Raw genomic sequence first — 25,810 nt, 5'->3', positions numbered from 1 at the left:
CCTGGTCCGGGGGTGGGCCGATCCGCTGCCGTCCGTGGCCGGTGCGCGCCCCGCGGCCGGTGCCGATCGCGTGGCGCCCCCACCTGCCGTGCCGGTGGCTGGAATTCGGTGTGGACGGGGACCGGTGGAGTGGCATGGGTCACGTCGGAATCGGGCGTTTTCGACTGTTCTGCGGTGGTGTTGCCCGTCGGTCGGCGGGGTTGTCCGAGGGCCGAGGGTCGGTGATCGTGTCGGGCCTAAATATGATCGGAAGCCACGATCGTCGGTTAGTGGTGACGGTCGTATGTGCAACCTGGGAACGGTTCGGGCCGTCTCTCTGTGTGCGGTGCGCCGGATCGTCAGGGGCGTCGCTTCCGTCGGTGAAAGGTACGCGCATGTCAGGTCGGAGGGGCGAGAGCCCGGCTCGGGGCGAGGACATGCCCACGACGGAAGGTGCGGAGAGTTCAGTGCCCGGTCCGCGCAGCGGTGGCCGGGCGGAGGCCCGCCGTGCCGCGCAGGGCAAGGGTGGCGGTTCGGCCACCGCGGGTGCCGCGGCCGCCGCGGGTGGCGGCCGGGCCGCGGCGCGCAAGAGCGCCAAGCCCAAGAAGAACGTGAAGAAGATCGTCGCCTGGTCGACGGCGGGCGTGCTGGTGGTCATCGCCGGTGTCGGCGGCGCGATCTACCTCAAGCTGAACGCCAACATCAAGTCCTTCGACGCCGACGCCATAGCCCGCAACCGCCCCCCGGAGGCGAAGGCCGACGCGGACGGCAACAGGCCGGTCAACGTGCTGCTGATCGGCTCGGACAGCCGCGGCAAGAACAACTCCGACCTCGGCGGCGGCGAGGACGGCGGCGCCCGCTCGGACACCACGATCCTGCTGCACGTCTACGCCGACCACAAGCACGCCGTCGGCATCTCGATACCGCGCAACGCCAAGGTCGAGCTGCCGTCCTGCAAGCTGCCCAACGGCAAGTGGACCAAGGGCGGCAACACCGACCTGTTCAACGCCGCGTTCTCGATGGGCGGCAGCGACGACGGCAACCCGGCCTGCACCCAGAACACGGTGGAGAAGCTCACCGGAATCCGCGTCGACCACACCCTCGTCGTCGACTTCAACGGCTTCGCCGCGATGACCAAGGCCGTGAACGGCGTGGACATCTGCCTGCCGAAGCCGATCTACGAGGGGGACATCAACCCCAACCTGAAGAGGAAGGGCGACCTCGTCCTCCCGCAGGGCAAGCAGACCGTCGAGGGCCAGCAGGCGCTCGACTACGTCCGGCTGCGGCACGGCATCGGCGACGGCTCGGACATCGGCCGGATGAAGCGCCAGCAGGCCTTCCTCGGCTCGCTCGCCACCAAGATCAAGAAGGAGGGGATGAACCCCACCACCCTCCTGCCGCTGGCCGACGCCGCGACCAAGTCCCTGGTCGTCGACCCGGGCCTGGACTCGGCCGACAAGCTGGCCTCCTTCGGCCTGTCGCTGAAGAACATCGACATGCACGACCTGAAGTTCGTGACGGCACCCTGGCGCTTCCGCACCCAGGACAAGGACCTCGACCTGGTCCAGCCGGACGCCAACAAGCTCTGGGAGACCCTCAAGGCCGACCAGACCATCGACGGCCAGAACGCCACCGGCCAGCAGCCGGACGCCCCGGCGGACGGCACCGGCCCGGCTCCGCAGCAGCCCGCCGCGCCCACCACCCCGGCCGCCCCGGCCGCGGACACGTCCAACTCGGCGATCAGGGTGGCGGTCTACAACGGGACGATGACCAACGGCCTGGCCGGCAAGGCGACCGAACTGCTGAAGGGCGCCAAGTTCACCGCCAGCACGGCGGGCCAGGCGGCGAGCACCAAGTACAAGACCACCACGATCGAGTACGGCTCCGGGCAGAAGGCGAACGCCGAGAAGGTCGCCGCGCTGTTCCCCGGCGCCAGCCTGGAGTCCAGCACCGCCCGGGGCATCTCGGTGATCACCGGCCAGGACTTCGCGGCCGCGATGGGGATGTCGACCGGTGCCCCCGCCGGCGGCGGCGCGACGGCCGCCACCCCGGGCGTCCCGGCGCCCCCGCAGCCGCTGCCGACCACCATCACCAACGACGCCCGCTCGGCGGACGACGACATCTGCGCGAACACCAGTTACGGCAGCGGCGGCTGACCGCACCGGAACGACCGCACCCACCGGAACGACGGGGACGACCCCCGGGCCGGCGCCCTCCGGGGCGCGCGGGCCCGGGGGTCGTGCCATGGTGGGCGTAAGGGAATCCGGCGGCCACCGAAAGGCGGACCCATGCCCGAGATCGCCCTCCAGCTCGACATCGCCGCGCCCCGGGACGTGGTGCTCGCCGCACTCACCACGCACGACGGGCTGACCGCCTGGTGGACCACCGGCGTGGACCGGGACGGCGACGTCCTGCTGTTCGACTTCCCCGACGTCCCCGAGCCGTTCCGGCTGCGGGTGGAGCGGGCCGACCGGGACCGGGTGGTGTGGACCAACGCCGGGTCCTTCCCGCCGCACTGGGCCGGCACCTGGATCAGCTGGGAGCTGTCCGACCAGCCCGGCGCCCCCGACGAGCCCACCGCCTCCGAGCCCGACCGGCCCGCCGCGCCCGGGCGCACCCGGCTGCTGTTCCGGCACGGCGGCTGGCAGCCGGGCAGCGAGGACGGCGTCCCGGCGGTGGCCGGCACCTGGGCCGAACTGCTGGTCCGGCTCAAGGACTACGCGCAGAGCGGCAAGGTGCAGCCGTACTTCGTCACCGGGCACCACCACGACGCCCCGTGAGCAGCCCGGGGAAGAGTTCGGTGAACAGCCCCGGTGAACAGCCCGTGAGCACCCCGCCCGAGCCCCGTGACGGTCCGGCCGCCGGTCGCCCGCCAGGGCGCCGTCCGGTGGCGGGATCGCGGCGGCGGGCCGAAGGTGGCGGTGTACCGCCGTCGTCCCGGCCGGGCCGTACCCCCAACCGGGCCCGGCCGGGACGAGGGCCCGACCGCTCCGACCGTCCCGACCACCACAGCCGGCCACCACCGCCTCCGGGAGGCCCAGCAATGCCCGTAGTCACCGATCCGTACAAGCCCGGCACCCCGTGCTGGGTCGACCTGATGGCGAGCGACCAGCAGGCCGCGCTCGACTTCTACCGCGACCTGTTCGGCTGGCAGGGCGAGGTCGGCCCGGCCGAGTTCGGCGGCTACGCCGTGTGCATGCTCAACGGCCGGCCGGTCGCCGGGATCATGGCGCAGGCGGCGCCCGAGGGGCAGCCGACGCCGCCCGTCGCCTGGACCACCTACCTCGCCTCGGACGACGCCGACGCGGCCCGGGCGTCCATCACCGAGGCCGGCGGCACGGTCCTGTACGACCCGATGGACGTCGGCACGATCGGCCGGATGCTGGTCGCCGCCGACCCGACCGGTGCGGTGTTCGGGGTCTGGCAGGCGATGGACTTCATCGGCGCGGGCGTGGTCAACGAGCCCGGCGCACTGGTCTGGAACGAGCTCAACACCGCCGACACCGGCGCGGCCGGCCGCTTCTACCAGCCGGCCCTCGGGCTGCGCCCGGCCACCATCCAGGGCATGGACGGCTACTTCTCGCTCAACGTCGCCGACCGCACGGTGGGCGGCATGCAGGCGATCCCCGGCTACCTGGCGGCCGGCACGCCCTCGCACTGGATGACTTACTTCTCGGTGGACGGCGCCGACTCCACGGTGGACGCCCTGGTCAAGGCGGGCGGCTCGGTGATCCAGCCGGCCTTCGACATGCAGTCCGGCCGGATGGCGGTGGTCCAGGACCCGCAGGGCGCGGTCTTCGCGGTCATCGAGGCGCCCGAGGCGCAGATGCCCGACTCGCCGTAACGCCGCCCCGGCGCCGTGACGCCGCCCGGTCCGGCCCCGGCCGGCCCCGCCCGGCAACCGGAAGCCGCCCTTCCCGCGACGCGCCGCCGGGAAATGGGCGGCTTCCCCCCGTTCCCGGGTAAGACTGCACCCATGCTGGGGCTACCGGACGACATCCGTGCTTTCCTCTTCGACCTCGACGGGGTGCTCACCCAGACCGCGAAGGTGCACGCCGCGGCCTGGAAGGACACCTTCGACGCCTTCCTGCGCGCCGAAGCCGCCCGCACCGGCGGCCAGTTCGTCCCCTTCGACGCCGTCACCGAATACGACACCTACGTGGACGGCCGCCCGCGCCTGGACGGCACCCGCGCGTTCCTGCGCAGCCGGGGCGTCGACCTGCCCGAGGGCACCCCGGACGATCCGCCCAACTCCCCCACGGTGCAAGGGATCAGCCGGGCCAAGAACGACACCGTGCTGAGGCTGATCCGGGAGCAGGGCGTCCAGGCGTACCAGGGCTCGGTCGACTACGTGCACCGGCTGCGCGCGGCCGGGCTGCCCAGCGCCGTGGTCTCCTCCAGCGCCAACTGCCGGGACGTGCTGCGGGCGGCCGGCATCGAGGAACTGTTCGAGGTGATCGTGGACGGCAACACCGCCAAGGCCGAGGGACTGCCCGGCAAGCCCGCCCCCGACACCTACCTGTACGCCGCCCGCGCCCTCGGCGTCGAACCCGCCCACGCCGCGGTCTTCGAGGACGCGCTCGCCGGGGTCGCCTCCGGCCGGGCCGGCGGCTTCGGCGCGGTGGTCGGGGTGGACCGCACCGGCCAGGCCGCCGAACTGCGCCGGGACGGCGCCACCGTGGTCGTCCAGGACCTCTCCGAGCTCCTGGGGGAGGGGAAGGCATGACTCCCGGGGACAAGAACTTCGCGATCGACCCCTGGCAGATCACCGAACAGGGCCTGGACCTGGCCTCGATGGCCCGCGCCGAGTCGGTCTTCGCGCTCTCCAACGGCCACATCGGCCTGCGCGCCAACCTGGACGAGGGCGAGCCGCACGGCCTGCCCGGCACCTACCTCAACGGCGTCTTCGAACTGCGCCCGCTGCCGTATGGCGAGGGCGGCTACGGCTACCCGGAGTCCAGCCAGAGCGTCATCAACGTGACCAACGGCAAGATCATCCGACTGCTGGTGGACGACGAGCCCTTCGACCTGCGCTACGGCGAACTCGTCAGCCACAAGCGCTGGTTGGACGTCCGCGAGGGCCTGCTGCACCGCGAGGCGGAGTGGACCTCCCCGGCCGGGCGGACGATCAGGGTGCGCTCCTCCCGACTGGTCTCGCTCACCCAGCGCGCCGTCGCCGCCGTCGAGTACAGCGTCGAGGCGGTGGACGGCCCGGTGCGGATCGTGCTCCAGTCCGAGCTGGTCGCCAACGAGCAGCTGCCCGGCGGCCCCGAGGGCGACCCGCGGGCCGCCGCCGTGCTGGAGGCGCCGCTGCAGCCCGAGGCGCACCACGCCAGCGGGACCAAGGCCATCCTGGTGCACCGCACCCGGTACAGCGGCATCCGGGTCGCGGCCGGGATGGACCACATCATCGAGGGGCCGGAGAAGTCCGACACCGTCGCCGAGGCCGACGCCGACCAGTGCCGGATCAGCGTCACCACCGTGCTCAAGGCCGGACAGCGGCTGCGGCTGACCAAGTTCATGGCCTACGGCTGGTCCGGCACCCGCTCGCTGCCCGCCGTCCGGGACCAGGTGGAGGCCGCGCTGACCGCCGCCCGGTACACCGGCTGGGACGGGCTGATCGCCGAACAGGCCGAATTCCTCCAGGAGTTCTGGGAGACCAGCGACATCGAGATCGAGGGCGACGTCGAACTCCAGCAGGCCGTCCGGTTCGCCGTCTTCCACGTCCTGCAGGCCGGCGCCCGCAGCGAGGAGCGGGCCATCCCCGCCAAGGGGCTGACCGGGCCCGGCTACGACGGGCACAGCTTCTGGGACACCGAGACCTTCGTCCTGCCGGTGCTCACCTACTGCCTGCCCGCCGCCGTCAACCAGGCCCTGCGCTGGCGGCACACCACCCTGCCGCTGGCCCGCGAGCGGGCGGTCCAACTCGGCCTGTCCGGCGCGGTGTTCCCGTGGCGGACGATCCGCGGCGAGGAGTGCTCCGGGTACTGGCCGGCCGGCACCGCGGCCTTCCACATCGGCGCCGACATCGCCGCCGCCGTCGCCCGCTACGTCCGGGCCACCGGCGACGCGGAGTTCGAGCGCGAGTACGGGCTCGAACTGCTCGTCGAGACCGCCCGGATGTGGCGCTCGCTCGGCCACCACGACGTGGCCGGGAGGTTCCGCATCGAGGGCGTCACCGGCCCCGACGAGTACAGCGCCGTCGCGGACAACAACGTCTTCACCAACCTGATGGCGCAGACCAACCTGCGCGCCGCCGCCGAGGCCGCCGTCCGCAACCCGCACGAGGCCGCGCTGCTCGGCGTGGATACCGAGGAGACCGCCGCCTGGCGCGACGCGGCCGCCGCGATGTACATCCCGTACGACGAGGACCTCGGCGTGCACCCGCAGGCCGACGGCTTCACCCACCACCAGGTCTGGGACTTCGAGCACACCCCGCCGGAGAACTACCCGCTGCTGCTGCACTACCCGTACTTCGACCTGTACCGGAAGCAGGTGGTCAAGCAGGCCGACCTGGTGCTCGCCATGCAGGTCCGCGGCGACGCCTTCACCGACGAGCAGAAGGCCCGCAACTTCGCCTACTACGAGCGGCTGACCGTCCGGGACTCCTCGCTCTCCGCCTGCACCCAGGCGGTGATCGCCGCCGAGGTCGGCCAGCTCGACCTCGCCTACGACTACACGGCCGAGGCCGCGCTGATGGACCTGCACGACCTCGGCGGCAACACCCGCGACGGCCTGCACATGGCCTCGCTCGCCGGGGCCTGCATCGCCCTGGTGGCCGGCTTCGGCGGGCTGCGCGACCACGGCGAGGCGCTCTCGTTCCGGCCCCGGCTGCCGTCCGGGCTGATGCGGCTGAGCTTCTCGCTGCTGGTGCGCGGGCACCTGCTCGGCGTCGAGATCACCCACGAGCGGACGACGTACACGCTGCGCCGCGGCGAGGTCCTCCACGTGCGGCACGACGGCGAGGCGGTGCAGGTCAAGTCCGGTGCCCCGGTCACCCTGCCGACCACCGCCCCGCCCGCCCAGGAACGGGTCGCCCAGCCCCCGGGCCGCGAACCCGGCCGCCGCAAGCCCCAGGCCGGCCTCGCGGCGGGCAAGCTCGGCCAGCAGGACCACCTGGCGGCCGAGTAGCCCGGACCCCGCTCCCGCTCCCGCGCTCCCGGGTCCGCCGCCTCACCCGTTCGCCCCGCCCCGGCTGCGCCGCCCCCGGCCGCCCCGGAGAGTGCTGGTGTCCCGTGGAGCCGCCCCAGCGAAGGAGTCGCCGCCGTGCCGAGCGTGGCCGAACAGATGGTGGAGGTGCTCCGGCAGGCCGGGGTGGAGCGGGTCTACGGCGTGGTCGGGGACAGCCTCAACCCCGTCGTGGACGCCATCCGGCGGGCCGACGGCATCAGCTGGGTGCACGTGCGCAACGAGGAGGCCGGCGCCTTCGCGGCCGCCGCCGAGGCCGAACTCTCCGGCCGGCTCGCGGTCTGCGCCGGCTCCTGCGGCCCCGGCAACACCCACCTCGTCCAGGGGCTGTACGACGCCCAGCGCAGCGGCCTGCCCGTGCTCGCGCTCGCCTCGCACATCCCGTCCGGGCAGATCGGCACCGGCTTCTTCCAGGAGACCCACCCCGAGCGGGTGTTCACCGACTGCAGCACCTGGTGCGAGATGCTCTCGACCCCCGCCCAGCTGCCCCGCCTGCTGCGGGTCGCCGTCCAGCACGCGCTCGGCTCGCACGGCGTCTCGGTGCTCGCCTTCCCCGGGGACGTCGCCGCGCTCTCCGCCGCCGCCCCCACCGGCACCAGCCACTTCCTCACCGAGCAGGCCGTCGCCGCCCCGCCCTGGTCCCAGGTGCAGGAACTGGCCCGGCTGCTCAACGCCGCCCGCAAGGTGGTGCTGTTCTGCGGCGCCGGGGTGCGTGGGGCGCACGCCGAGGTGATGGCCGCCGCGCAGGCCCTGAACGCGCCGATCGGCCACTCCCTGCGCGGCAAGGAGTGGATCCAGTTCGACAACCCGTACGACGTGGGCATGAGCGGCCTGCTCGGCTACGGGGCCTGCCACGAGGCGCTGCACTCCGCCGACCTGGTGGTGCTGCTCGGCACCGACTTCCCGTACGACTCCTTCCTGCCGCAGGCGCACACCGTCCAGGTCGACCACGACGCCACCCGGCTCGGCCGCCGCACCGCCCTCGAACTCGCCGTCCACGGCGACGTGGCCGCCACCCTGCGGGCCGTGCTGCCGCTGCTCGACGCCAAGCGCGACCGCGCCTTCCTGGACGGGATGCTGCGCAAGCACTGCCGGTCGCTGGAGGACGTGATCGGCGCGTACACCCGGGACATCGAGAAGCACCTGCCGATCCACCCCGAGTACGTCGCCTCGGTGCTCGACGAGGTGGCCGCCGAGGACGCCGTGTTCACCGTGGACACCGGCATGAACAACGTCTGGGCCGCCCGCTACCTCCAGCCCAACGGCCGCCGCCGGGTGATCGGCTCCTTCCTGCACGGCTCGATGGCCAACGCCCTCCCGCACGCGATCGGCGCCCAACTCGCCTGCCCCGGGCGGCAGGTTGTCGCGATGGCGGGCGACGGCGGGATCGGCATGCTGCTCGGCGAGCTGCTCACGGTGGCCAAGCACCGGCTGCCGGTGAAGACGGTGGTCTTCAACAACGGCGCGCTCGGCATGATCAAGCTGGAGATGCTGGTCTCCGGCTACCCGGAGTTCGAGATCGACAACGGGGACGTGGACTACGCCGGGATCGCCCGGGCGATGGGCATCCAGGCCAAGCGGGTGACCGAGCCGGCCCGGGTCCGGGAGGTGCTGGTCGAGGCGCTGGAGCGGCCGGGCCCGGCCCTCGTGGACGTGGTCACCGACCCCAACGCGCTCTCCATCCCGCCGCACATCACCGCCGCCCAGCTGAAGGGCTTCGCGCTGGCGGCGGGCCGGACGGTGCTCTCGGGCGGCGTCGGACGCATGGTCGACCTGGCCCGGAGCAACCTGCGGAACATCCCGCGGCCGTGAGCGGGGGCCGGTCGGGGCGCCTGTCAGGAGGCCTGCCGAAGGGTCTTGCCTCTGAGGCAAAATTCTTGCCCGTGCGGCACGGCGGGTGTCCACTGGACACATGACCAGCAGCTCCACCGGCGCCGCCGCAGCAGGCGAACAGCTCGACGACCAGGAGGTCGCCGGCCTCGCCGCCCGTCTCCGTGAGCACCGGCTCAGCAGCCGTCTCACGCTGGAGGTGGCCGCCGGGCGGGTCGGGCTCTCCCCAGCCTATCTGTCCCGACTGGAAACCGGCCGCCGGCAGCCCTCGCTGCCCGTCCTGCTCGGCCTCGCCCGCGCGTACGGGACCTCGGTCTCCGGCCTGCTCGGCGAGACCCTCGCCGAGCCGGACCCGATCGTCCGCGGCGGCGCCATCGAACCCGGCCGGGCCGGTGGCTGGGGCTACCGCCGGGCCGGCGCCCCCGGCCGCGCGATGCAGGCCCTGCGGGTGCACGTCCCGCCGGGCGTGCAGGACACGGTGGTCCGGGTCCACCCGGGCGAGGAGTGGCTGTACGTCCTCAAGGGCGCGCTCCGCGTCACCCTCGGCGACCGCGTCCACCACCTCGCGGTGGGCGACTCCGCCCACTACGACTCGCTCACCCCGCACTGCATCGCCGCAGAGTCGGACAGCGGCGTCGAACTGCTCTTCGTCCACACCCTGCTGCAGAGCCCCGGCGGCGAACTCTGCCTCGGCGGCGGCCCCGCCGCCGTTCACTGACCTGCCGTCAGAACACCCCGGAGGAGATCACCATGGCCGATCCCACCACCACCGTCACCCCGGCCGCCGACGCCGAGAACCCGGCCGCCGGTGCCGACACTCCGGCCGGCCCGAAGACCATGGACGCCGGCAAGTGGGCCAACAAGCGGGTCTACCACCGCCTGGTGCTCTACACCGTCGGCTGCCACCTCTTCGCCGGGTTCATCATCCTCCTGTTCCAACTCGGCAGCCGGAACAAGTAGTTCACACCCCGAACCGTCCGCCCGCCCCCACCCCCGAGGGGGCGGGCGGACCGCCGTTCCCGCACCGGCCCGGCCCACCTGCCTTCTCCCCTTCCCGCTCAGGCCCCGCGCAGCAGTTCGCAGAGGGCCTGGACCGCCGCCGGGAAGGCGTGGTCCGGTGAGGTGGCGTAGCCGATGACCAGGGCGGTCGGGGCGTCGGCGGGGGACGGGGCGGTGCGGTGCCAGGCGAGGCCGTGGAGGGCGAGGCCGGCCTGCTGGGCGCGGGCGAGGAGTTCGGGTTCGGGGGTGGAGCCGGGCGGCAGCCGGATGACGACGTGCAGGCCGGCCGCGATGCCGGTGACCCGGACCTGCGGGGCGTGTTCGGCGAGCGCCGCGACCAGGTGGTCGCGCCGGCGCCGGTAGTGCAGCCGGCAGCGCCGTACGTGGCGGTCGTACGTGCCGGAGGTGATCAGTTCGGCGAGCGTCAGCTGGTCCAGCACCGGGGACATCGTGTCGGCCAGCGCCTTCAGTCGGGCGACCGGCTCGACCAGCGCGTCCGGCAGGGCCAGCCAGGCCAGCCGCAGGCCCGGCGCGAGGCTCTTGGCGGCCGTCCCGGCGTACACCACCCGTTCCGGGTCCAGCGCCTGCATCGCGCCGAGCGGCTGCCGGTCGTAGCGGAACTCGCCGTCGTAGTCGTCCTCGATGACGTACCGGGCCTGCTCCCGCGCCCACCGCACCGCCTCGGCCCGCCGGTCGGCGGAGAGTGCCGCGCCGGTGGGGAACTGGTGGGCGGGGGTGAGGAGGACGGCGCCGGCCCGGGGGTCGAGCCGGTCGACCAGGGCGCCGTCCGCGTCCAGCGGCACCGGGGCGGTGGCGAGTCCGGCGGCCCGGGCGACCGCGTGCTGCGGCGGCAGCCCGTACTCCTCGACGGCCAGCGTGCGGGCGCCGCGTTCCCGCAGGGCGGCGCAGAGCAGGCCGAGGCCCTGGGTGACGCCGGTGCAGACGAGCAGGTGGTCGGGGTCGGTGCGCACCCCGCGGACCCGGGCCAGGTAGTGGGTGAGCGCCTGCCGCAGTTCGATCCGGCCGAGCGGGCTGCCGTAGTCGAGGGCCTCGTGCGGCGCGGTGGCGAGGGCGCGGCGGGCGGCGGCCAGCCAGGCGGTGCGGGGGAAGAGCGAGAGGTCGGGCCGTCCGGACATCAGGTCGTACCGGGCGGTCTGCCGCGCCCGTACCGCCCGGGGGGCCGGCCGCCGGCCCTGGACCGGTTCCGGGACCGTCCGCCGGGCGACGGTGGTGCCGGAGCCCTGCCGGGAGCTGAGCCAGCCCTCGGCGGTGAGCTGGCCGTACGCCTCGACCACGGTGTTGCGGGCGATCCCGAGGTCCTCGCCGAGCGCCCGGGAGGACGGCAGCCGGGTGCCGGGGGTGAGCCGCCCGTCCTGGACGGCCTCGCGCAGCGCGTCCTCCAGGGCGGCCCGCAGTCCGGCGCCGGCGGCCCGGCGCTCGGTGAGGTCCAGGTGCAGGTCGCCGCCGAAGGTGGTCCAGGAGGTGGTCCGGGAGGTGCTCACGGCCTCCATTCTCGCCTGTCGCCAGGGGGCGCGGGCGGGGTCGCCGGGTGGCGCCGGCGGGCTCCTCCCCATCGTGTCCTCCCGGTCGGTTAGCGTCCGTCACTGGACCGACGGATCCCGACCCGAGGATGTGACAGGGTGAGCGAGGAGAACCTCCCGGCCGAACCGGCTGAAGCAGTCGAACCGGCTGAACTGGCCGAACTGGCCCGGCGTTTCGAGGCGGAGCGCCCCCGGCTGCGGGCGGTGGCCTACCGGATGCTCGGGTCGCTCGCCGAGGCCGAGGACGCCGTGCAGGAGGCCTGGCTGAAGCTGGGCCGCAGCGATGTGGGCGGGGTGCGCAACCTCGGGGCGTGGCTCACCACCGTGGTCGGCCGGGTCTGCCTGGACCAGTTGCGTTCCCGCGCCTCCCGCCGGGAGGATCCGCTGCCCGAGCAGGAGGGCCGGGTGCGGCTGCCGGACCCGGTGGTCGGCGGGCTGTCGGCGCTGGACCCGGTGCACGAGGTGCTGGTCGCGGACTCGGTCGGGATCGCGCTGATGGTGGTCCTCGAGACGCTCTCCCCGGCGGAGCGGGTGGCCTTCGTGCTGCACGACATGTTCGAGGTGCCCTTCGACGGGATCGCCGAGGTGCTCGGCCGGACCTCCGCCTCCACCCGGCAGTTGGCCAGCCGCGCCCGCCGCCGGGTCCAGGGCGCGACCCCGGCGGCGGACTCCGACGACGCCCGCAAGCGCGAGGTGGTGGAGGCCTTCCTGCGGGCCGCCCGGGGCGGGGACTTCGACGCTCTGCTGACGGTGCTCGACCCGGACGTGGTGGCCCGGTCGGACGGCGGCACGCTGGTGCCGAGCGTGCTGCGCCGCGGTGCGGCGGACGTCGCCTCGCAGGCGATCGCCTTCGCCCGCTTCGCCGCCGACGGGCGGCTGGTGCCGGTCAACGGCTCGCCCGGGGTGGTGTCCTTCGCCGGGGGCCGTCCGCTGTCGGTCATGTCGTTCACCGTCCACGAGGGCCGGATCACCGGGCTGGACATCCTCACCGACCCGACCCGGCTGGCCGCCCTGGGCCTCACCACCGGCTGACCCGGAACCGCCGGGGGCGCCCGGGCGCGGGCGGGGCGCCCCCACCGTTCCTCCACGTGGTGTTTCCCGTCGCTTTCCGGGCCGCCGTCACACTCGCGCGCTACGGTGCCGCCCATGGCGAACTTTGTGCTGGTGGCGGGCGCCTGGCTCGGCGCCTGGGCGTGGGACGAGGTCGTGGCGGAGCTGCGCGCGGCCGGGCACGGGGCGTACCCGCTGACGCTCTCCGGGCTCGCGGAGAAGCGCGGCGCGCCCGCCGGGCAGCAGGCGCACGTGGCGGACGTCGTCGCGGAGGTGGAGCGGCTGGACCTGCGCGAGGTGGTGCTGGTCGGGCACAGCTACTCGGGCATCCCGGTGGGCCAGGCCGCCGAGCGGATCGGCGGGCGGCTGGCCGGGCTGGTCCTGGTGGACGCCAACGTGCCGGTGGCGGGGGAGTCCTTCGCCGACCAGCTGCCGGAGCCGGCCGCGCTGCGGGCCGACCTGGCCGCGCACGGGGGCTGGTGGCCGCCGCTGCCGCCGGCCGAGTTCGCCGAGCAGGGGCTGACGGTCGGGCAGATCGCCCGGATCGCCGCGGGGGCGACCCCGCACCCGGGCCCCTCGCTGACCGAACCGGCCTTCCTGGAGGGCCCGTTGAGCGGGCTCCCGGCGGTGTACGTGAAGTGCCTGATGGACTGGCCGGAGCCGCCGCCGGTGGTCGCCGGGCTGGTCGCGGACGGCCACTGGCGGCTGGTGGAGCTGGACACCGGGCACTGGCCGATGTTCTCCCGGCCGGCCGACCTCGCCGGGATCCTGGGCGAGGCGGCCCGTACGGCGAAGAGCGGCGGCCGGACGGCCCGGAGCGGCGGCCGGACGGCTCAGAGCGACAGGTAGACCGCGCTGCCGACGCCGGCCAGGAAGCAGTACAGCGCGAACGGCGTCAGGCTGCGGGTCTCGAAGTACCGGGTGAGGAACCGCACCGAGACGTAGCCGGCCACGAAGGCGGCGAGGCTGCCCGCGAGGACGGGGCCGAGCACGCCGGAGTTCTCCGGCCTGAACAGCTCGGGCACCTTGAGCACCGAGGCGGCCAGGATGACCGGGGTGGCGAGCAGGAAGGAGAACCGGGCGGCGTCCTCGTGGTGCAGTCCGCGCAGGATGCCGGCGCTCATGGTGACGCCGGAGCGGCTGATGCCCGGGAACAGCGCGAGGATCTGCGCGGCGCCGATCCAGGCGCCCTGCCCGTAGCCGAGCCTGGTCAGCCGGTGGTCGGAGGCGATCGCCGGGTCCAGGCCCGGCTCGTCGGCGGCGTGTCCGGCGGAGTGTCCGGCCCGGCGGCGGCCGGTGCCGCCGCGCTTGAGCCGCTCGGCGCCGAGCAGCACGAGCCCGTTGAGGGCGAGGAAGACCGCGGCCGGGACGGGCTTGCCGAGCGCGTTGCGCAGGGCCTTCTCCAGCGCGAGGCCGGCCACGCCGACCGGGATGGTGGACAGGACGAGCAGCCAGGCGAGCCTCTCGTTGCGGGTCTCCACCCGGCGGTGCCGGATCGAGCCGAACAGCCCCTCGACCACCCGGACCCAGTCCTTGCGGAAGTAGACCACCAGGGCGAGCGCGGTGGCCAGGTGCAGGGCGACCAGGGCGGCGAGGTACGAGGAGCCCTCGGCGGTCATGTCGAGGTCGTGCTGGATCCGCCCGCCGACCAGGGCGGGCAGCAGGATGCTGTGGCCGAGGCTGGAGACCGGGAAGAGTTCCGTCACGCCCTGGAGCAGGCCGACGCCTATCGCTTCCGGGTAGGTCAGGGTCGACATCGCGCACCTTCGCTCGGGGGTCGGTGGCCGGCCGGGTCGGGGGCCCTCGCGAAGCTACTACGCGCATGTAGACGTTCGGCAGCCCCGCCGACGGAAGTTCACCGACCGTACGGCTGCGGGACACCGGGGGCGAGGTGCCCGATCAGCGCCGCCGCCACGGAGGCCAGGACGGTGGCGGACGGGACGGCCCGGTGCGCCGCGTCGCCGAGCAGGACGACGGCGGTCACCGCGGCCGGCATGCCGGCCAGCGGCAGGGCGACGGTCAGGACGGCGAGCAGGCGGCGGGGGCGGCGCGGGGGGTCCGGGCGGGTCACGGCGGTCTCCTTCGGGCTCGACCCGGGCCACGATGCCGCCTCCCGCAGCGTCAGGTGCAAGCCCTTTTCCCGGCGCCAGCCGCCGCCGCCCGCCGCGAGCCGCGGGTCAGCCCGTCGCCACCTGCCGCCACCCCGGCCCGTCCTCGGCCACCGGCGCGGCCGCGAAGTCGTAGCGCAGCAGGTCCGGCCCGAGCGCGAGCAGCGAGATCGACGAGGAGCCCCAGATCCGCCCGTCGCCGAAGTCGCGCCGCTGGATCAGCGCGGCGTCCGCGTCCGGCGCCAGCCCGTCCCCGGCGACGATCGGCAGCCATCCGCCCCAGGCCGCGGCGGCCGGCCCGTCGGCGGTCGGTTCGGGCCGGGGTTCGGCGGTGAGGCGGGACCGGAAGTGGGCGGCCCGCGCGGCCATCAGGTCGCGGATCCGCTCGGAGGTGGTCCGGTCGGCCGCCCGGCCCTCCAGCCCGTCGTTGAGCACCACGCTCAGGCCGGACGGCAGTTCGCGCTCCTCCAGCCGTCCGCCGCTCCAGCTGGACACCCGGGCACCGTCGGCCCGGACCAGGACGAGGTGGAACGGGTCGTACGGGGTGAGGTCGAGGTGGCCGATGCCGCCCTCCCGGACGGCGGTGAGCGGCAGCCGGCCGCGGGTGCGCCGGGCGTCGGCGGGGGCGAGCGGGCCGAAGCCGTTCAGCAGGCAGGCGGCGGTGCGCCGGGCCGGGTCGACGGCCAGCCAGGTGCCGCCGGCCGCGAGGTCCAGTCCGCCGAGCAGGTCGGGCCGGTCCGGCCAGTGGTGGTCCGGCGGCAGCCAGGCGCGGCCCAGGTACTCGTCCCGGACGGACAGCAGCAGCACCGGCACGGCCGCTTCCGGCTCGATGCTGACGAACGCCGTGCACACGACCGGGCCCCCTGACCTCGTCCTGTCGGAGACCCCCTGGCGGTGATCTCCTGCCGGCGATCCTCGCACGGTCGTTCGCACGCCGGAAGTGGCCCAAGGAACGCGTGGCCGAACGCACCAGGACGGCAGGCCACCCCGCTCCTAGGCTGGCGACCATGACGACGAACGAGACCACGCGCGCGACCGCGGACGGGACGGCCGGTACGGACGGCGCCCCGGTGCCCGCCCCCGAGCAGCGCCTGCTGATGCACAAGCTCGCCCCCGCCTACTACCAGGCGATGGTCGCCGTGGACCGGGCCTCCCGGGAGGGCGTCGACCCGGTCATCGCCGAGCTGGTCAAGGTGCACGCCTCGATGATCAACGGCTGCGCCTTCTGCATCGACATGCACTCCACCGACGCCCGCAAGCACGGCGAGCAGGACCACCGCTTGGTCTCCCTCCCGGCCTGGCGCGAGACCCCGTGGTTCACCGCCCGTGAGCGCGCCGCCCTGGCCCTCACCGAGTCCGTCACCCTGCTGACCCAGGGGCACGTGCCGGACGCCGTGTACGCGGAGGCCGCCGCGCGGTTCGACGAGACCGAGCTGGCCCAGCTGATCGCGCTGATCGCCACCATCAACGCCTGGAACCGGATCGGCGTGTCCACCCGCATGAGCCCGGCCGCCCGGTGAGCGCCGCGGACCCCGCCGTCCGGCGGGAGCGGGCCCGGCTGCTGCGGGAGCTGCACCGCCCGGGCGAGCCGCTGGTGCTGGCGAACGCCTGGGACGTGCCGAGTGCCCGGCTGGTGGCCGCCGCCGGGGCGCGGGCGGTGGCGACGGCCAGCGCGAGCGTGTCCTGGTCGCTCGGCAGCGCGGACGGCGGCGGCGCCGACCCCGGGCAGGTGCTGGCCCGGACCGCCCAGGTGGTCCGCGCGGTCGACCTGCCGGTCACCGCGGACCTGGAGGGCGGCTACGCGGACACCGCCGCCGGGGTCGGGGAGACGGTCGCCGCGCTGCTCGCCACCGGTGCCGTCGGGGTGAACCTGGAGGACGAGGGGCGCCCCCCGGCGGAGGCCGCCGAGCGGATCGCGGCCGCCCGGGCCGCGGCGGACGCGGCCGGCGTGCCGCTCTTCGTCAACGCCCGGACCGACGTGTTCCTGCGCGGGATCGGCGCCCCGGAGGGCCGGCTGGACGACGCGGTGCACCGGCTGCGGGCGTACGTCGAGGCGGGCGCGGACGGGGTGTTCGTCCCCGGGGTGTCCGACCCGGAGACCATCGCCGCCCTGGTCGAGGCCGTCCCGGCGCCGCTGAACGTGCTGGCCGGCCCCGGTTCCCCGGCGGTCGCCGAGCTGGCGAAGCTCGGCGTGGCCCGGATCAGCCTGGGCCCGGGCCTGGCCGAGGTGGCGTACGCGGCGGTCCGCCGGGCCGCCGAGGAGGTGTACGGGAGCGGCACGTTCACCGCGCTCGCGCAGGGGCTGGGCTACCCGGAGCTCAACCGGCTGTCCGCGCTCTGAACCCGGCGGCCTGAGCGCCGCGGGTCGAGCGGTCGTCGTGCGTCGGGTGGCGTGGGCGGCCGGCCGTTCGGGGGTCGGCCGGCCGCCCACGCTCCGGTGGCGGAGCGCCGGGTCAGTTCAGGATCTGCCCGCTGAGCCCCGGGTGGGCCATCTGGTTGGTCCCGATCGCCTCGATCTCGTTGGCGGGCTTGCCGAGCAGCGGGAGCTTGCCCACGGTCCGCAGGGCGAGGTCGCCGGGGGAGACTTCGAGCCCGTCGGTGAGCCCGCCGGTGGCGTCCGGCGAGGAGGCGGTCTGGGAGGTGGCGGAGGCCGCCGGGACGGCGAGGGCGAGGCCCGCCATGGTGAGGGCGGCCAGGGTGGCGAGTTTCTTCATGCCCTGCCGAACGACCCGGACCGCCCTCAGGTAACCGGTCGGCTCAGACCGTCACCCACAGGGTGCGCACGCTGTTGCTGACGAACGAGGCGATCGGCTCGTCGGTCCGGCCCTCCGCGAGGGCCAGCCCCGGGAAGCGGGTGAACAGGTGCCGCAGCGCCGTCTCGGCCTCCATCCGGGCGAGCCCGGAGCCGAGGCAGAAGTGCGGGCCGTGGCCGAGCGACAGGTGCTTGGCGGGCTGCCGGGTGAGGTCGAAGCGGTCCGCGTCCGGGTGGTGCCCGGAGTCCCGCCCGGCCGCCGCGTAGGAGGCCAGCAGCGCCTCGCCGCGCCGGATCACCACGTCGCCGACCGCGATGTCCTCGCTCGCGTAGCGCAGCGGGAACTGCCCGACCGGGGAGTCGTAGCGCAGGGTCTCCTCGACCACCGCCGACCACGGCTGCTCCCCGTCCAGGACGAGCCGCAGCTGGTCCGGGTGGGCGAGCAGGGCGCGGACGGCGTTGGTGATCAGGTTGAGCGTGGTCTCGTGCCCGGCGACCAGCATCAGCAGCAGGGTGCCGACCAGCTCGGCCTCGCTGAGCCGGTCGCCCGCCTCGTGGACGGCGATCAGGTCGGTGGTCAGGTCGTCGCCGGGCTCGGCCCGCTTGGCCGCCACCACCGAGGCCAGCAGCGCGTTCAGACCCCGCTGCGCGGCCAGCGCCGCCGCCGGGGTGGCCGAGCTGGAGACCATGGTGTCGGACAGCTCGTGCAGCTCGTCCTGCTCCGCCAGCCCGAGGCCGAGCAGTTCGCCGATCACCTGCATCGGCAGCGGGTAGGCGAAGTGCCGCCGCAGGTCGAACTCGCCCTCCAGCTTCGCGACCCCGTCCAGCAGCGCGACCGTCCGGGCCTCGACGGCGGGGGCCAGGTCGGCTATCCGGCGCGGGGTGAAGGCCTGCGAGACCAGTCCGCGCAGCCGCCGGTGGTCCTCGCCGTCGGCGGTGACCATGCCGGGGACGACGATGAAGTTGAGCAGCGGCCAGCCCTCCGGCAGCCGCCCCTCCCGGAAGGTGGTCCAGAGCCGGGCGTCCTTGCCGACCCGGGGGTCGGACAGCAGCGACTGGAGGGTGTCGTGGTGGGTTACCGCCCAGACCACCACCCTGCCAGGGAGCTCCACCAGGACCGCGGGGCCGGCTTCGCGGAGTCGGGCGTTCTCGCCGTGCTGGTCGCGGCCGAAGGGGTCGAGTCTGACGGGCTCGGCGCGGGTTCCGGATTCGGTGGTGGTGTCCATGCGGGCCTCTCGGGGGCGGGCGGGCGGGGCGGGGTGAAGGCGCTGTAGAGCACCGGGAGGGCGGTCAGGGCCCGGGACCACGGGGACGGGCGCCAGGCCAACTCGCCGGGCGGTACGGCCAGTTGGAGGTCCGGCAGGCGGTGCAGCAGGGTCTCGACGGCGGTCTCGACGATGATCCGGGCCGGGTGCTGGGCCGGGCAGACGTGCCGGCCCGCGCCCCAGGCGAGGTGGGCCCGGTTGCCGCCGAGCGAGCCCTGCGCGGCGGCCGAGACGCCCTGCGCGGCCGGGTCGGCGTTGGCCGCGGCCAGGCCGAGGACGAGCATGTCGCCGGCGCTGATGTACTGGCCGCCGAGCACGGTGTCGCCGGTGGCCCAGCGGCCGGGGAAGTTCTGGGTGGGCGGGTCGCGCCAGAGCACCTCCTCCAGCGCGTCGGAGACGGTCAGCCGCCCGCCGGTGAGGGTGGCCCGGAAGCGCCGGTCGGTGAGCAGCAGCCGCAGCGTGTTGCCGGTCCAGTTGATGGAGGTCTCGTTGCCCGCGACCATCAGCACCACCAGGTGGTGCACCGCCTCCTCGTCGGTCAGCCCGGCCGGGTGGGCGAGCAGCCAGGAGGTGAGGTCGGCGCTGGGGGCGGCCCGGCGGCGGCGCACCAGGTCGACGAGCAGTGCCTGGAACTCCAGGCCGGCGCGCTGCGACTGCGCGCTGCTGTCCACGAAGTGGCTGATCAGCTCGACCACCCGGGGCCCGCTCTCCACCGGCAGTCCGACCAGCTGGGTGAAGACCAGCAGCGGCAGCCGGCGCGCGTACTGGGCGACCAGGTCGGCGGTGCCGTCCGGGCCCCAGCCGTCGATCAGCCCGTTGGCGGCGGCCTCGGTGGTGCCGCGCAGCTGGCGGTGGTCGATCTGGGCGAGGGTGTCGGAGACGGCGGCGCGCAGCCGCTGGTGCTCGGCGCCGTCCAGGTTGAGCAGGGTGGGCCGCCAGGAGGTCATCGGCAGCAGCCGGGAGTCGGCCGCCAGCCGGCCCTCGGCGGGCACCCGCCAGCGGCGCGAGTCCTTGGAGAACAGCGCCTCGTTGCGGGTGAGTTCGAGCAGTTCGGCGTAGCCGAGGACGAGCCAGGCCTCGACCCCGGGCTCCAGCTCGATCGGGGCGACCGGCCCGTAGCGCTCGCGCAGCCGGGCGTAGAGGCCGTGCGGGTCCTCGGCGACGGCCGGGCCGTACAGCGGCGTCAGCGGTACGCCCACGGGCAGCCCGCCGGGCCGTCCGCCGCCGTGGGCGACGGGGCACCCGGGGGCTCCCGGGTGTTCGGGGGAGGTCATCCCTGGAGCTCCAGGATCGAGTTGCGGTGCAGGTGGTCGACGAAGTCGATCAGCAGGTCGTAGGACTGCCGGCGGTCGCGCGCGTCGCAGTGCAGGATCGGCACCTCCGGCAGCAGGTCCAGCGCCGAGCGCAGCTCCTCCTCCGGGTAACTCGGCGTGTCCGGGAAGGTGTTGACCGCGACCGCGAACGGGATGCGCTGCTCCTCCAGCCGGCCGAGCACGTCGAAGCTCTCGTCCGGGCGGCGCAGGTCGACCATGGCGATGGCGCCGAGCGCGCCGCGCGACAGGTCGTCCCAGAGCGGCCAGAACCGCTGCTGCCCGGGCGTGCCGAACAGGTACAGCGCGAGCCGCGAGTTGAGCGTGATCCGGCCGAAGTCCAGCGCCACCGTGGTGGTGGTCTTGCCGGCGCGACCGGTGAGGTCGTCGATGCCGGCGCTGGCGGCGGTCATGGTCTCCTCGGTGCGCAGCGGGGTGATCTCGCTCAACGAGCCGACCAGGGTGGTCTTGCCGACCCCGAACGGACCGGTGACCAGGATCTTGACCGCGCCCTGCACCGAGGAGGGCAGGTACTGCGGCCCGGCGGCGGACCCGGCGGCGTCGGTGGCGCCCGGTGCGTCCGGGGCATCGGGGACGGCTTCAGCGGAGTTGGCGGAGGCCAACGAGCACCTCCTCCAGGAGGGTTGCGGGCAGGCGTTCGGCCTGGGGGACGGGCGGGAGCACCTGCACGGCGCCGAGGTCCCAGAGGTCACCGACCAGCACCTTGACGACGCCGAGCGGCAGCCCCAGGTGGGCCGCCACCTCGGCGACGGACAGCAGGCTGTGGCAGAGCGCGAGGATGCGCCGGTGCTCACGGTTGATCAGCTCGTGCTCGGGCAGGTCCGGCGGCTCGGGCAGTCCTAATGGTCCGGGCACGGCGCTGACCAGGCTCTCCACGGCCAGATCGGACCGGGTGGGGCGGCTGCGCCCACCGGTGATGACGTACGGCCGGACCGGGCCGCTCACCGGTGGCCCCCCGCCGCGTGGTCGACGCGCGGCGGGCTGGTGAGGTGGGTGCCGATCCGCTCGACCAGGACCTGCATCTGGTAGGCGACCAGGCCGGCGTCGACCGCCTCGCCGGCCACCACGGCCAGGTGCGCGCCGGCCCCGGCGGCGACGACGAAGAGGTAGCCGCCGCCGTACTCGATGATGATCTGGCGGGTGGCGCTGCCCGGTCCGCCGAAGCCCGTCGCGACGCCGCGGGCCAGCGACTGCAGTCCGGAGCAGGCGGCGGCGAGCCGTTCGGCGTCGTCGCGCGGGATGCCCGCGCTGCGGCCGATCTCCAGGCCGTCGTTGGAGACGACGACGGCGTGCTGGACCTGCGGGACGGCGATGATGTCGGCGAGCAGCCAGCCGAGATCAGGGGTGGTGGTCATGGAACTCTCCGGAGCGCTGGGGAAGTCGGGGGGAAGCGGGAAGGGAAGGGGTGGACTGGGCCCGGGCGGCGGAACGGCCGCTGGCCGTCCCGGCCTGGAACATCGCCATGAACGCCTGCGCGTCCCGGGCCGAGCGGTACGGCGGCGCGGGCGGCGGTGGGGGAGCGGCGTGCTGGGCGGGGCGGCCCGTGCGGCCGCGCCGGTGGCTCCGGCGGGGCAGCGGGGGAGGGGTGTCACCGGTCGCGGCGTGCCGGCCGGGCGGCGGGGTCTCCACCAGGGGGTGGCCGGCGGGAGAGGCCGGCCGGGGGCCGGGGTTGAACGCCCGGTCGTCCGGCCCGAGGCCGGGGACGGTGGGCGGCAGCGGCTCGGTGAGCAGCGCGTTCGGCAGCAGCAGGACCACCCGCACGCCGCCGTACGGCGAGGGCGCCGAGCTGAGCGTGACCCGGAAGCCGTACTGCTCGGCGAGCCGGCCGACCGCGGCGAGGCCCAGCTGCGGCACCTCGCCGAGCCGGGAGACCTCCAGGGTGCTGCCGCCGGCCAGCGCGGCGGCGGCCTTGGCGACGGCCTGTTCCGGCATGCCGACGCCGCCGTCGTCGATCTCGATGACGGCGCCGTTGTGGACCGGCATCAGGGTGACGAACACCTGGGTGCTGGGCGGGGAGTAGCGGGTGGCGTTGTCCAGCAGTTCGGCGATCGCGTGGATCAGCGCCTCGGCGGCGGCGCCGACCACCGCGGTCTCGGTCCGGCTGCGCACCACCACGCGCTGGAACGGCAGGATGCGCGACTGGGCGCCGCGGACGACGTCCTCCAGGGAGACCGGTTCCGGCCAGTGCCGGCCGGCCCGCGCGCCGCACAGCACGGCCAGGGTCTGGGCCAGCCGGGCCTGTTGGGCGGCCGCGTGGTCGGCCTTGAGCAGGCCCTCCAGCAGCGTCGGGTCGTCGTGGGTGCGCTCCATCTCGTCCAGCAGCGCCTGCTGGTCGTGGGCCATCACCAGGATCCGGCGGGCGACGCTGAGGAAGGCCCGCTGGGTGGAGGCGGTGTGCTCCTGCTCCTGCTGGACGGCGGCGAGTTCGGCGCCGCGGCGGGAGAGCTCGGTGGCCAGCTGTTCCTGGACGGCGAGGAGTTCGCCGCGCAGCCGGTCGGCGCGGCCGCGCTGGGTGACGGACACGGCGCGGTACCGCGCGGCGGCCACGAGGGCGAGGACGGCGAGTACGCCGGTTGCCGTTACGGACCACTGAGTCATCGTCACGCCGCGAATTCTAGGGTGATGATCCTACGAAGGTGTGAACGGATCTCGCCAAGTGACCGGATCTCGTCAATATCGAGTCAATTCGGCGTCAATCGGCAATCGTTCGACCCCGATCCCACCGCCTGACGAGGTATCGGAGCGGCCCGACCGGCGCCGCCGGGAACGTCGGGATCGAGCCGCCCGGCCGGATCGCGTCCGGTGATGTGTGGGGCCTGTGCGCACGGTGTTACGGAAGGGGCGCCGTCCGGTGCAGGAGCAGCAGCGCCACGTCGTCCGGCCGGGACCGCCGCTCGGTCACGTTCAGGGTGAGCAGATCGGCCAGCCGCTCCAGCGCCGGCGCCGGGCCGATCCGGCCCGGACCGGTCTGCCGCGCCCACAGTTCGAGCCCGCCGAGCATCCGCTGCACCGACTCGTCGTAGTCCTCCTCGCGGTCCTCGACCAGCCCGTCGGTGTACGCCAGCAGCGTCTCGCCGACCGCCAGCCGCTCCACCGCCAGCGGGTACGGCCGCTCCGGGGCCACCCCCAGCGGCGGCCCGCCCGGCAGCTCCAGCTCGACGGCCGCGGCGTCGGCGGTGATCCGCACCGGCGCCGGGTGCCCGGCCCGGGCCGCGGTCAGCACGCCGTCGGCCGGGTCCAGGGTCAGGTAGAGGCAGGTCGCGAACAGCTCGGTGTCCAGCTCGGCCAGCAGCCGGCTGGTGCGGGTCAGGGTGGCGGCCGGGTCGTGCCCGTCCGTCGCGTACGCCCGCAGCCCGCTGCGCAGTTGGCCCATCACCGCGGTGGCCTCCGCGTTGTGGCCCTGGACGTCGCCGATCACCAGCCCGATCCGGCCGTCCGGCAGCCGCAGCAGGTCGTACCAGTCGCCGCCGATCTGCATCCCCTCGGTGCTCGGCAGGTAGCGGGCGGCGCTGGCGATCCCGGCCAGCCGCGGCAGGGTGCGCGGGAGCATCGCCCGCTGCAGCTCGGAGGCCCGGTGGTGGTGGGTGTCGTACAGCCGGGCCCGCTCCAGGGACTGCGCCAGGATGCCGGCGAAGGCCGAGTACAGGGTGCGGTCCTCGCGGCTGAACACCCGCTCGGCGGCGAAGGTGATCAGGCACGAGCCGACCTGCTGCCCGGAGGCGACCAGCGGCAGCACCGCCCAGGCGGCCGGGGTGAGCGGGTCGCGCCGGGTGCGGGCCGCGGCGGGCTCGCTGAACAGCGGGGCGGAGCGGGCCAGCGAACGCTGCATCACGGACTCGGACAGGTCCGCCAGACGGGTGAGCTCGGTGCGGCGCGGGCCCCCGTACACGGTGTGCGAGACGGGCAGCAGCCGGCCCTCGTCCACCAGGTCCAGGACGATGCCGGCGGCGCCGAGCGCCGGGCGGGCGACGTCGGTGACGGCGGTGGTGACGTCCCGGACGGTCACCGCCCGGGACAGCGCCCGGGTGAGCGTCAGCAGCAGCGCCGTCCGGGCGGCGGCCGGGGAGTTCCGCCCCTCGGCCGGCGGCGGCTCCCGGTGCCCGGCCTCGGCCAGCAGCCCGGCGATCCGCACCGGCCGCCCGTGCACGTCCAGCATCACCTCGCCGGACTCCTCGACCCGGGCGACCTTGCCGCCGGGCCGCAGCACCCGGTAGCCGATCCGGTAGCGGCCGCCGGCGGCCAGCGCCTCGGCGAGCGCCGCCTGCACGTCCGGCAGGTCCTCCGGGTGGACCAGCCGGTCCAGCTCGGGGGCGGCGCCGTCCGGGGCGGGCGGGCGGCCCGCCAGCCGGAACGCCTCGGCGTCCCAGTAGCTCTCCCCGGTGACCAGGTCCCGCTCGAAGGCCCCGTGCCCGGCGGCCCGCACGGCCAGCGACAGCAGCGGGTGGGCCAGCCCGGCGGGGCGGCCGTCCGCCGCCCGCGGGTCCTCGGGTAACCGGACGCCGTACGGTGCCCGGGTGCCGTACGGGAGGTGGGCGTCGGCGTGGTCCAGCAGATGGGCCAGCCGGTGGGCGCAGGCCTCGGCGAGGGTCTCCAGGACGTCCAGGTCGCGGCGCGGCACGGTGCCCCGGTGGGCCAGCGCCAGGGCCAGCACACCGATCGGCCGCTCGTCCACGACCATCGGCAGGGTGATCACGGCGACCATCCCGGTGCCCATGCCGGTGTTCCGGTTCGGGTAGTCGACGCTGGTGTGCTCGGGGCTGAGCAGGTACGGGCGGCGCAGCCGCAGGGCCATCGCGGCGGGCAGCTCACCGGCCGGATCGACCACGCTGTAGCGCTCGTGCGCCCAGTCCGGCAGCCCGTGCGAGGCGGTCAGCCGGAGCATCCCGGCGGAGTCCAGCAGGTACAGCGCGGACCCCTCGCCGGTGATCCAGCTCGGGCCCTCGGCCAGGACGGTGCCGAGCAGCTCGGCCGCGCTGGTGCAGCCCAGCAGCAGCCGCACGCAGCGCATCGCACTGCGCGCGGTCGGACTGCCGGCGGGCTCCAGGGGCACTGGTCCTTGATACCCCATTTCCCCCACCGGCGAAGGCCGACCGAAGCGCCGCACCAGCACCACCGCCACCGCGGGAAGTCGGCCGGGCCGACTTCCCGCGCAGGGCCGCACTCGCCGCTCCGGCCGCTTACGCGGGCCAGGCGCGGAGGCCGGTGGTGAGGGTGGCGATGAGGCGGTCCTGGGTGGTGGCGAGGTCCTCGGTGAGCTGGAAGGCGCCGGCCGTGGTGAGGGAGGCGAAACCGTGGGCGACGGAGCGCACGGTGCGGGCGGCGTGGACCGCCTCGGAGCCGTCGAGCCCGTACTCCCGCAGCACGGCGATGATCACGCCGACGAGCCGGGCGGCCGCCCGGGCCAGGTCGTCGTCGGGCTGCGGGGCCTGGGGGAGGGCGTTGTAGCGGTGCGGGTGCTCGGTGGCGTACGCGTGGTAGGCGCGCAGCACGGCGGCGACGGCGTCGTCCCCGCTGCGTCCGACGGCCGCCCCGGCCAGCCGGTCGGCGAGGTCCCCGGTGACCCGGACGGCGATCAGCCGCCGCAGTTCGGCGAGGCCGCCGCTGACGTGCTTGTACAGCGAGGGGGTGGCGACCCCGGCCCGGGCGGCGACGGAGGCCAGGGTGAGGGCCTCGGCACCCTGCTCGTCGATGAGGGCGAGGGCGTGGTCGACGACCTGGTCGGGGGTCAGTCCTACGCGGGGCATGGGTTCGGGCTCTCCGTACGGAT

The 25,810-nt window shown here is 74.8% G+C and carries 25 protein-coding genes; 12 read left to right on the top strand and 13 right to left on the bottom strand.

Features of this window, described 5'->3' with window-relative positions; translation table 11 throughout:
- Positions 1 to 416 precede the first annotated feature (416 nt).
- From ACLWS4_RS31045 to ACLWS4_RS31010, 8 genes are all read left to right on the top strand, one after another.
- Positions 417 to 2,135, top strand: a complete 1,719-nt coding sequence (locus ACLWS4_RS31045; RefSeq protein WP_416875861.1) for an LCP family protein — start codon at positions 417 to 419, stop codon at positions 2,133 to 2,135.
- Between the two features lie 132 nt (positions 2,136 to 2,267).
- Positions 2,268 to 2,759 carry an SRPBCC family protein gene (locus ACLWS4_RS31040; RefSeq protein WP_380739972.1) on the top strand — a complete coding sequence of 164 codons (492 nt, stop codon included), beginning with the start codon at positions 2,268 to 2,270 and terminating at the stop codon, positions 2,757 to 2,759.
- Positions 2,760 to 3,022: 263 nt separating this feature from the next.
- The gene (locus ACLWS4_RS31035) at positions 3,023 to 3,823 is read left to right on the top strand and encodes a VOC family protein (RefSeq protein WP_049651767.1); all 801 of its coding nucleotides are present in this window, start codon (positions 3,023 to 3,025) and stop codon (positions 3,821 to 3,823) included.
- Positions 3,824 to 3,955: 132 nt separating this feature from the next.
- Complete coding sequence (locus ACLWS4_RS31030) at positions 3,956 to 4,705, top strand: HAD family hydrolase (RefSeq protein ID WP_416875860.1); 750 nt, start codon at positions 3,956 to 3,958, stop codon at positions 4,703 to 4,705.
- Positions 4,702 to 7,110, top strand: coding sequence for a glycoside hydrolase family 65 protein (locus tag ACLWS4_RS31025; protein ID WP_074002068.1), 2,409 nt, complete (start codon positions 4,702 to 4,704; stop codon positions 7,108 to 7,110). The genes ACLWS4_RS31030 and ACLWS4_RS31025 overlap by 4 nt, the downstream gene beginning before the upstream one ends.
- A 156-nt stretch (positions 7,111 to 7,266) precedes the next feature.
- Positions 7,267 to 8,979 (top strand): pyruvate dehydrogenase, encoded by a 1,713-nt coding sequence (locus ACLWS4_RS31020; RefSeq protein WP_049651777.1) that lies wholly within the window; start codon positions 7,267 to 7,269, stop codon positions 8,977 to 8,979.
- Positions 8,980 to 9,079: 100 nt separating this feature from the next.
- Entirely contained in the window at positions 9,080 to 9,715 is a 636-nt protein-coding gene (locus ACLWS4_RS31015; protein ID WP_049651770.1) for a helix-turn-helix domain-containing protein, read from the top strand.
- Positions 9,716 to 9,747: 32 nt separating this feature from the next.
- Complete coding sequence (locus tag ACLWS4_RS31010; protein WP_049651771.1) at positions 9,748 to 9,957, top strand: DUF6126 family protein; 210 nt, start codon at positions 9,748 to 9,750, stop codon at positions 9,955 to 9,957.
- 98 nt (positions 9,958 to 10,055) lie between these two features.
- Here ACLWS4_RS31010 and ACLWS4_RS31005 read toward each other — a convergent pair whose 3' ends face one another.
- Positions 10,056 to 11,498, bottom strand: a complete 1,443-nt coding sequence (locus ACLWS4_RS31005; RefSeq protein ID WP_416875859.1) for a PLP-dependent aminotransferase family protein — start codon at positions 11,496 to 11,498, stop codon at positions 10,056 to 10,058.
- A gap of 192 nt (positions 11,499 to 11,690) precedes the next feature.
- Between ACLWS4_RS31005 and ACLWS4_RS31000 the strand changes: the two genes are divergently transcribed.
- Complete coding sequence (locus ACLWS4_RS31000; RefSeq protein WP_416875912.1) at positions 11,691 to 12,569, top strand: sigma-70 family RNA polymerase sigma factor; 879 nt, start codon at positions 11,691 to 11,693, stop codon at positions 12,567 to 12,569.
- A gap of 114 nt (positions 12,570 to 12,683) precedes the next feature.
- The gene (locus ACLWS4_RS30995) at positions 12,684 to 13,436 is read left to right on the top strand and encodes an alpha/beta fold hydrolase (RefSeq protein ID WP_380739966.1); all 753 of its coding nucleotides are present in this window, start codon (positions 12,684 to 12,686) and stop codon (positions 13,434 to 13,436) included.
- Here the strand turns inward: ACLWS4_RS30995 and ACLWS4_RS30990 are convergent.
- The 3 genes from ACLWS4_RS30990 to ACLWS4_RS30980 all read right to left on the bottom strand — a co-directional run bounded on the left by ACLWS4_RS30990 (position 13,421) and on the right by ACLWS4_RS30980 (position 15,547).
- Entirely contained in the window at positions 13,421 to 14,344 is a 924-nt protein-coding gene (locus ACLWS4_RS30990; protein ID WP_117488963.1) for an undecaprenyl-diphosphate phosphatase, read from the bottom strand. The genes ACLWS4_RS30995 and ACLWS4_RS30990 overlap by 16 nt on opposite strands.
- Before the next feature lie 98 nt (positions 14,345 to 14,442).
- Positions 14,443 to 14,658: a hypothetical protein gene (locus tag ACLWS4_RS30985; protein WP_074002072.1), complete on the bottom strand. Its 216-nt coding sequence runs from the start codon at positions 14,656 to 14,658 to the stop codon at positions 14,443 to 14,445.
- 106 nt (positions 14,659 to 14,764) lie between these two features.
- Positions 14,765 to 15,547: an NRDE family protein gene (locus ACLWS4_RS30980; protein ID WP_416875858.1), complete on the bottom strand. Its 783-nt coding sequence runs from the start codon at positions 15,545 to 15,547 to the stop codon at positions 14,765 to 14,767.
- 155 nt (positions 15,548 to 15,702) lie between these two features.
- On the opposite strand from ACLWS4_RS30980, the gene ACLWS4_RS30975 reads away from it, so the two are divergent.
- Together ACLWS4_RS30975 and ACLWS4_RS30970 are read left to right on the top strand one after the other, a co-directional pair.
- Positions 15,703 to 16,215, top strand: a complete 513-nt coding sequence (locus ACLWS4_RS30975; protein WP_082346289.1) for a carboxymuconolactone decarboxylase family protein — start codon at positions 15,703 to 15,705, stop codon at positions 16,213 to 16,215.
- On the top strand, positions 16,212 to 17,036 hold the full coding sequence (locus ACLWS4_RS30970; protein WP_375876779.1) for an isocitrate lyase/PEP mutase family protein: 825 nt from the start codon (positions 16,212 to 16,214) through the stop codon (positions 17,034 to 17,036). Before ACLWS4_RS30975 ends, ACLWS4_RS30970 begins: the two co-directional genes overlap by 4 nt.
- A 112-nt stretch (positions 17,037 to 17,148) precedes the next feature.
- On the opposite strand, the gene ACLWS4_RS30965 is transcribed toward ACLWS4_RS30970, so the two are convergent.
- From ACLWS4_RS30965 to ACLWS4_RS30925, 9 genes are all read right to left on the bottom strand, one after another.
- Positions 17,149 to 17,409, bottom strand: a complete 261-nt coding sequence (locus tag ACLWS4_RS30965; RefSeq protein ID WP_049653159.1) for a hypothetical protein — start codon at positions 17,407 to 17,409, stop codon at positions 17,149 to 17,151.
- Positions 17,410 to 17,452: 43 nt separating this feature from the next.
- The gene (locus ACLWS4_RS30960) at positions 17,453 to 18,538 is read right to left on the bottom strand and encodes a cytochrome P450 family protein (protein ID WP_234348443.1); all 1,086 of its coding nucleotides are present in this window, start codon (positions 18,536 to 18,538) and stop codon (positions 17,453 to 17,455) included.
- The gene (locus ACLWS4_RS30955; RefSeq protein WP_241852825.1) at positions 18,523 to 19,986 is read right to left on the bottom strand and encodes a cytochrome P450; all 1,464 of its coding nucleotides are present in this window, start codon (positions 19,984 to 19,986) and stop codon (positions 18,523 to 18,525) included. Before ACLWS4_RS30955 ends, ACLWS4_RS30960 begins: the two co-directional genes overlap by 16 nt.
- A complete protein-coding gene (locus ACLWS4_RS30950) occupies positions 19,983 to 20,552 on the bottom strand; it encodes a GTP-binding protein (RefSeq protein WP_049653188.1) in 570 nt (189 codons plus the stop codon). Before ACLWS4_RS30950 ends, ACLWS4_RS30955 begins: the two co-directional genes overlap by 4 nt.
- Positions 20,553 to 20,622: 70 nt before the next feature.
- A complete protein-coding gene (locus ACLWS4_RS30945; RefSeq protein ID WP_049653167.1) occupies positions 20,623 to 20,988 on the bottom strand; it encodes a DUF742 domain-containing protein in 366 nt (121 codons plus the stop codon).
- Complete coding sequence (locus ACLWS4_RS30940) at positions 20,985 to 21,398, bottom strand: roadblock/LC7 domain-containing protein (protein ID WP_049653168.1); 414 nt, start codon at positions 21,396 to 21,398, stop codon at positions 20,985 to 20,987. Before ACLWS4_RS30940 ends, ACLWS4_RS30945 begins: the two co-directional genes overlap by 4 nt.
- Positions 21,382 to 22,641, bottom strand: a complete 1,260-nt coding sequence (locus ACLWS4_RS30935; protein WP_074002076.1) for a sensor histidine kinase — start codon at positions 22,639 to 22,641, stop codon at positions 21,382 to 21,384. Before ACLWS4_RS30935 ends, ACLWS4_RS30940 begins: the two co-directional genes overlap by 17 nt.
- A gap of 232 nt (positions 22,642 to 22,873) precedes the next feature.
- Positions 22,874 to 25,093 (bottom strand): SpoIIE family protein phosphatase, encoded by a 2,220-nt coding sequence (locus tag ACLWS4_RS30930; RefSeq protein WP_074002077.1) that lies wholly within the window; start codon positions 25,091 to 25,093, stop codon positions 22,874 to 22,876.
- Between the two features lie 127 nt (positions 25,094 to 25,220).
- Entirely contained in the window at positions 25,221 to 25,787 is a 567-nt protein-coding gene (locus ACLWS4_RS30925; protein WP_049653172.1) for a TetR/AcrR family transcriptional regulator, read from the bottom strand.
- Positions 25,788 to 25,810: the final 23 nt, after the last annotated feature.

The organism is Kitasatospora sp. SC0581 (assembly GCF_048159585.1).
GTDB lineage: Bacteria > Actinomycetota > Actinomycetes > Streptomycetales > Streptomycetaceae > Kitasatospora.
This window is presented reverse-complemented; position numbering and strand designations above follow the sequence as displayed.

Coding starts and splice junctions, on each gene's coding strand:
- ACLWS4_RS30975 (WP_082346289.1), top strand. CDS start 15,703: ATGACGACGAACGAGACCACGCGCGCGACCGCGGACGGGACGGCCGGT.
- ACLWS4_RS31020 (WP_049651777.1), top strand. CDS start 7,267: ATGGTGGAGGTGCTCCGGCAGGCCGGGGTGGAGCGGGTCTACGGCGTG.
- ACLWS4_RS30925 (WP_049653172.1), bottom strand. CDS start 25,787: ATGCCCCGCGTAGGACTGACCCCCGACCAGGTCGTCGACCACGCCCTC.
- ACLWS4_RS31045 (WP_416875861.1), top strand. CDS start 417: ATGCCCACGACGGAAGGTGCGGAGAGTTCAGTGCCCGGTCCGCGCAGC.
- ACLWS4_RS31030 (WP_416875860.1), top strand. CDS start 3,956: ATGCTGGGGCTACCGGACGACATCCGTGCTTTCCTCTTCGACCTCGAC.
- ACLWS4_RS31035 (WP_049651767.1), top strand. CDS start 3,023: ATGCCCGTAGTCACCGATCCGTACAAGCCCGGCACCCCGTGCTGGGTC.
- ACLWS4_RS31010 (WP_049651771.1), top strand. CDS start 9,748: ATGGCCGATCCCACCACCACCGTCACCCCGGCCGCCGACGCCGAGAAC.
- ACLWS4_RS30935 (WP_074002076.1), bottom strand. CDS start 22,641: ATGACTCAGTGGTCCGTAACGGCAACCGGCGTACTCGCCGTCCTCGCC.
- ACLWS4_RS30965 (WP_049653159.1), bottom strand. CDS start 17,409: ATGAAGAAACTCGCCACCCTGGCCGCCCTCACCATGGCGGGCCTCGCC.
- ACLWS4_RS31015 (WP_049651770.1), top strand. CDS start 9,080: ATGACCAGCAGCTCCACCGGCGCCGCCGCAGCAGGCGAACAGCTCGAC.
- ACLWS4_RS31040 (WP_380739972.1), top strand. CDS start 2,268: ATGCCCGAGATCGCCCTCCAGCTCGACATCGCCGCGCCCCGGGACGTG.
- ACLWS4_RS30955 (WP_241852825.1), bottom strand. CDS start 19,986: ATGACCTCCCCCGAACACCCGGGAGCCCCCGGGTGCCCCGTCGCCCAC.
- ACLWS4_RS30990 (WP_117488963.1), bottom strand. CDS start 14,344: ATGTCGACCCTGACCTACCCGGAAGCGATAGGCGTCGGCCTGCTCCAG.
- ACLWS4_RS30940 (WP_049653168.1), bottom strand. CDS start 21,398: ATGACCACCACCCCTGATCTCGGCTGGCTGCTCGCCGACATCATCGCC.
- ACLWS4_RS30995 (WP_380739966.1), top strand. CDS start 12,684: ATGGCGAACTTTGTGCTGGTGGCGGGCGCCTGGCTCGGCGCCTGGGCG.
- ACLWS4_RS31025 (WP_074002068.1), top strand. CDS start 4,702: ATGACTCCCGGGGACAAGAACTTCGCGATCGACCCCTGGCAGATCACC.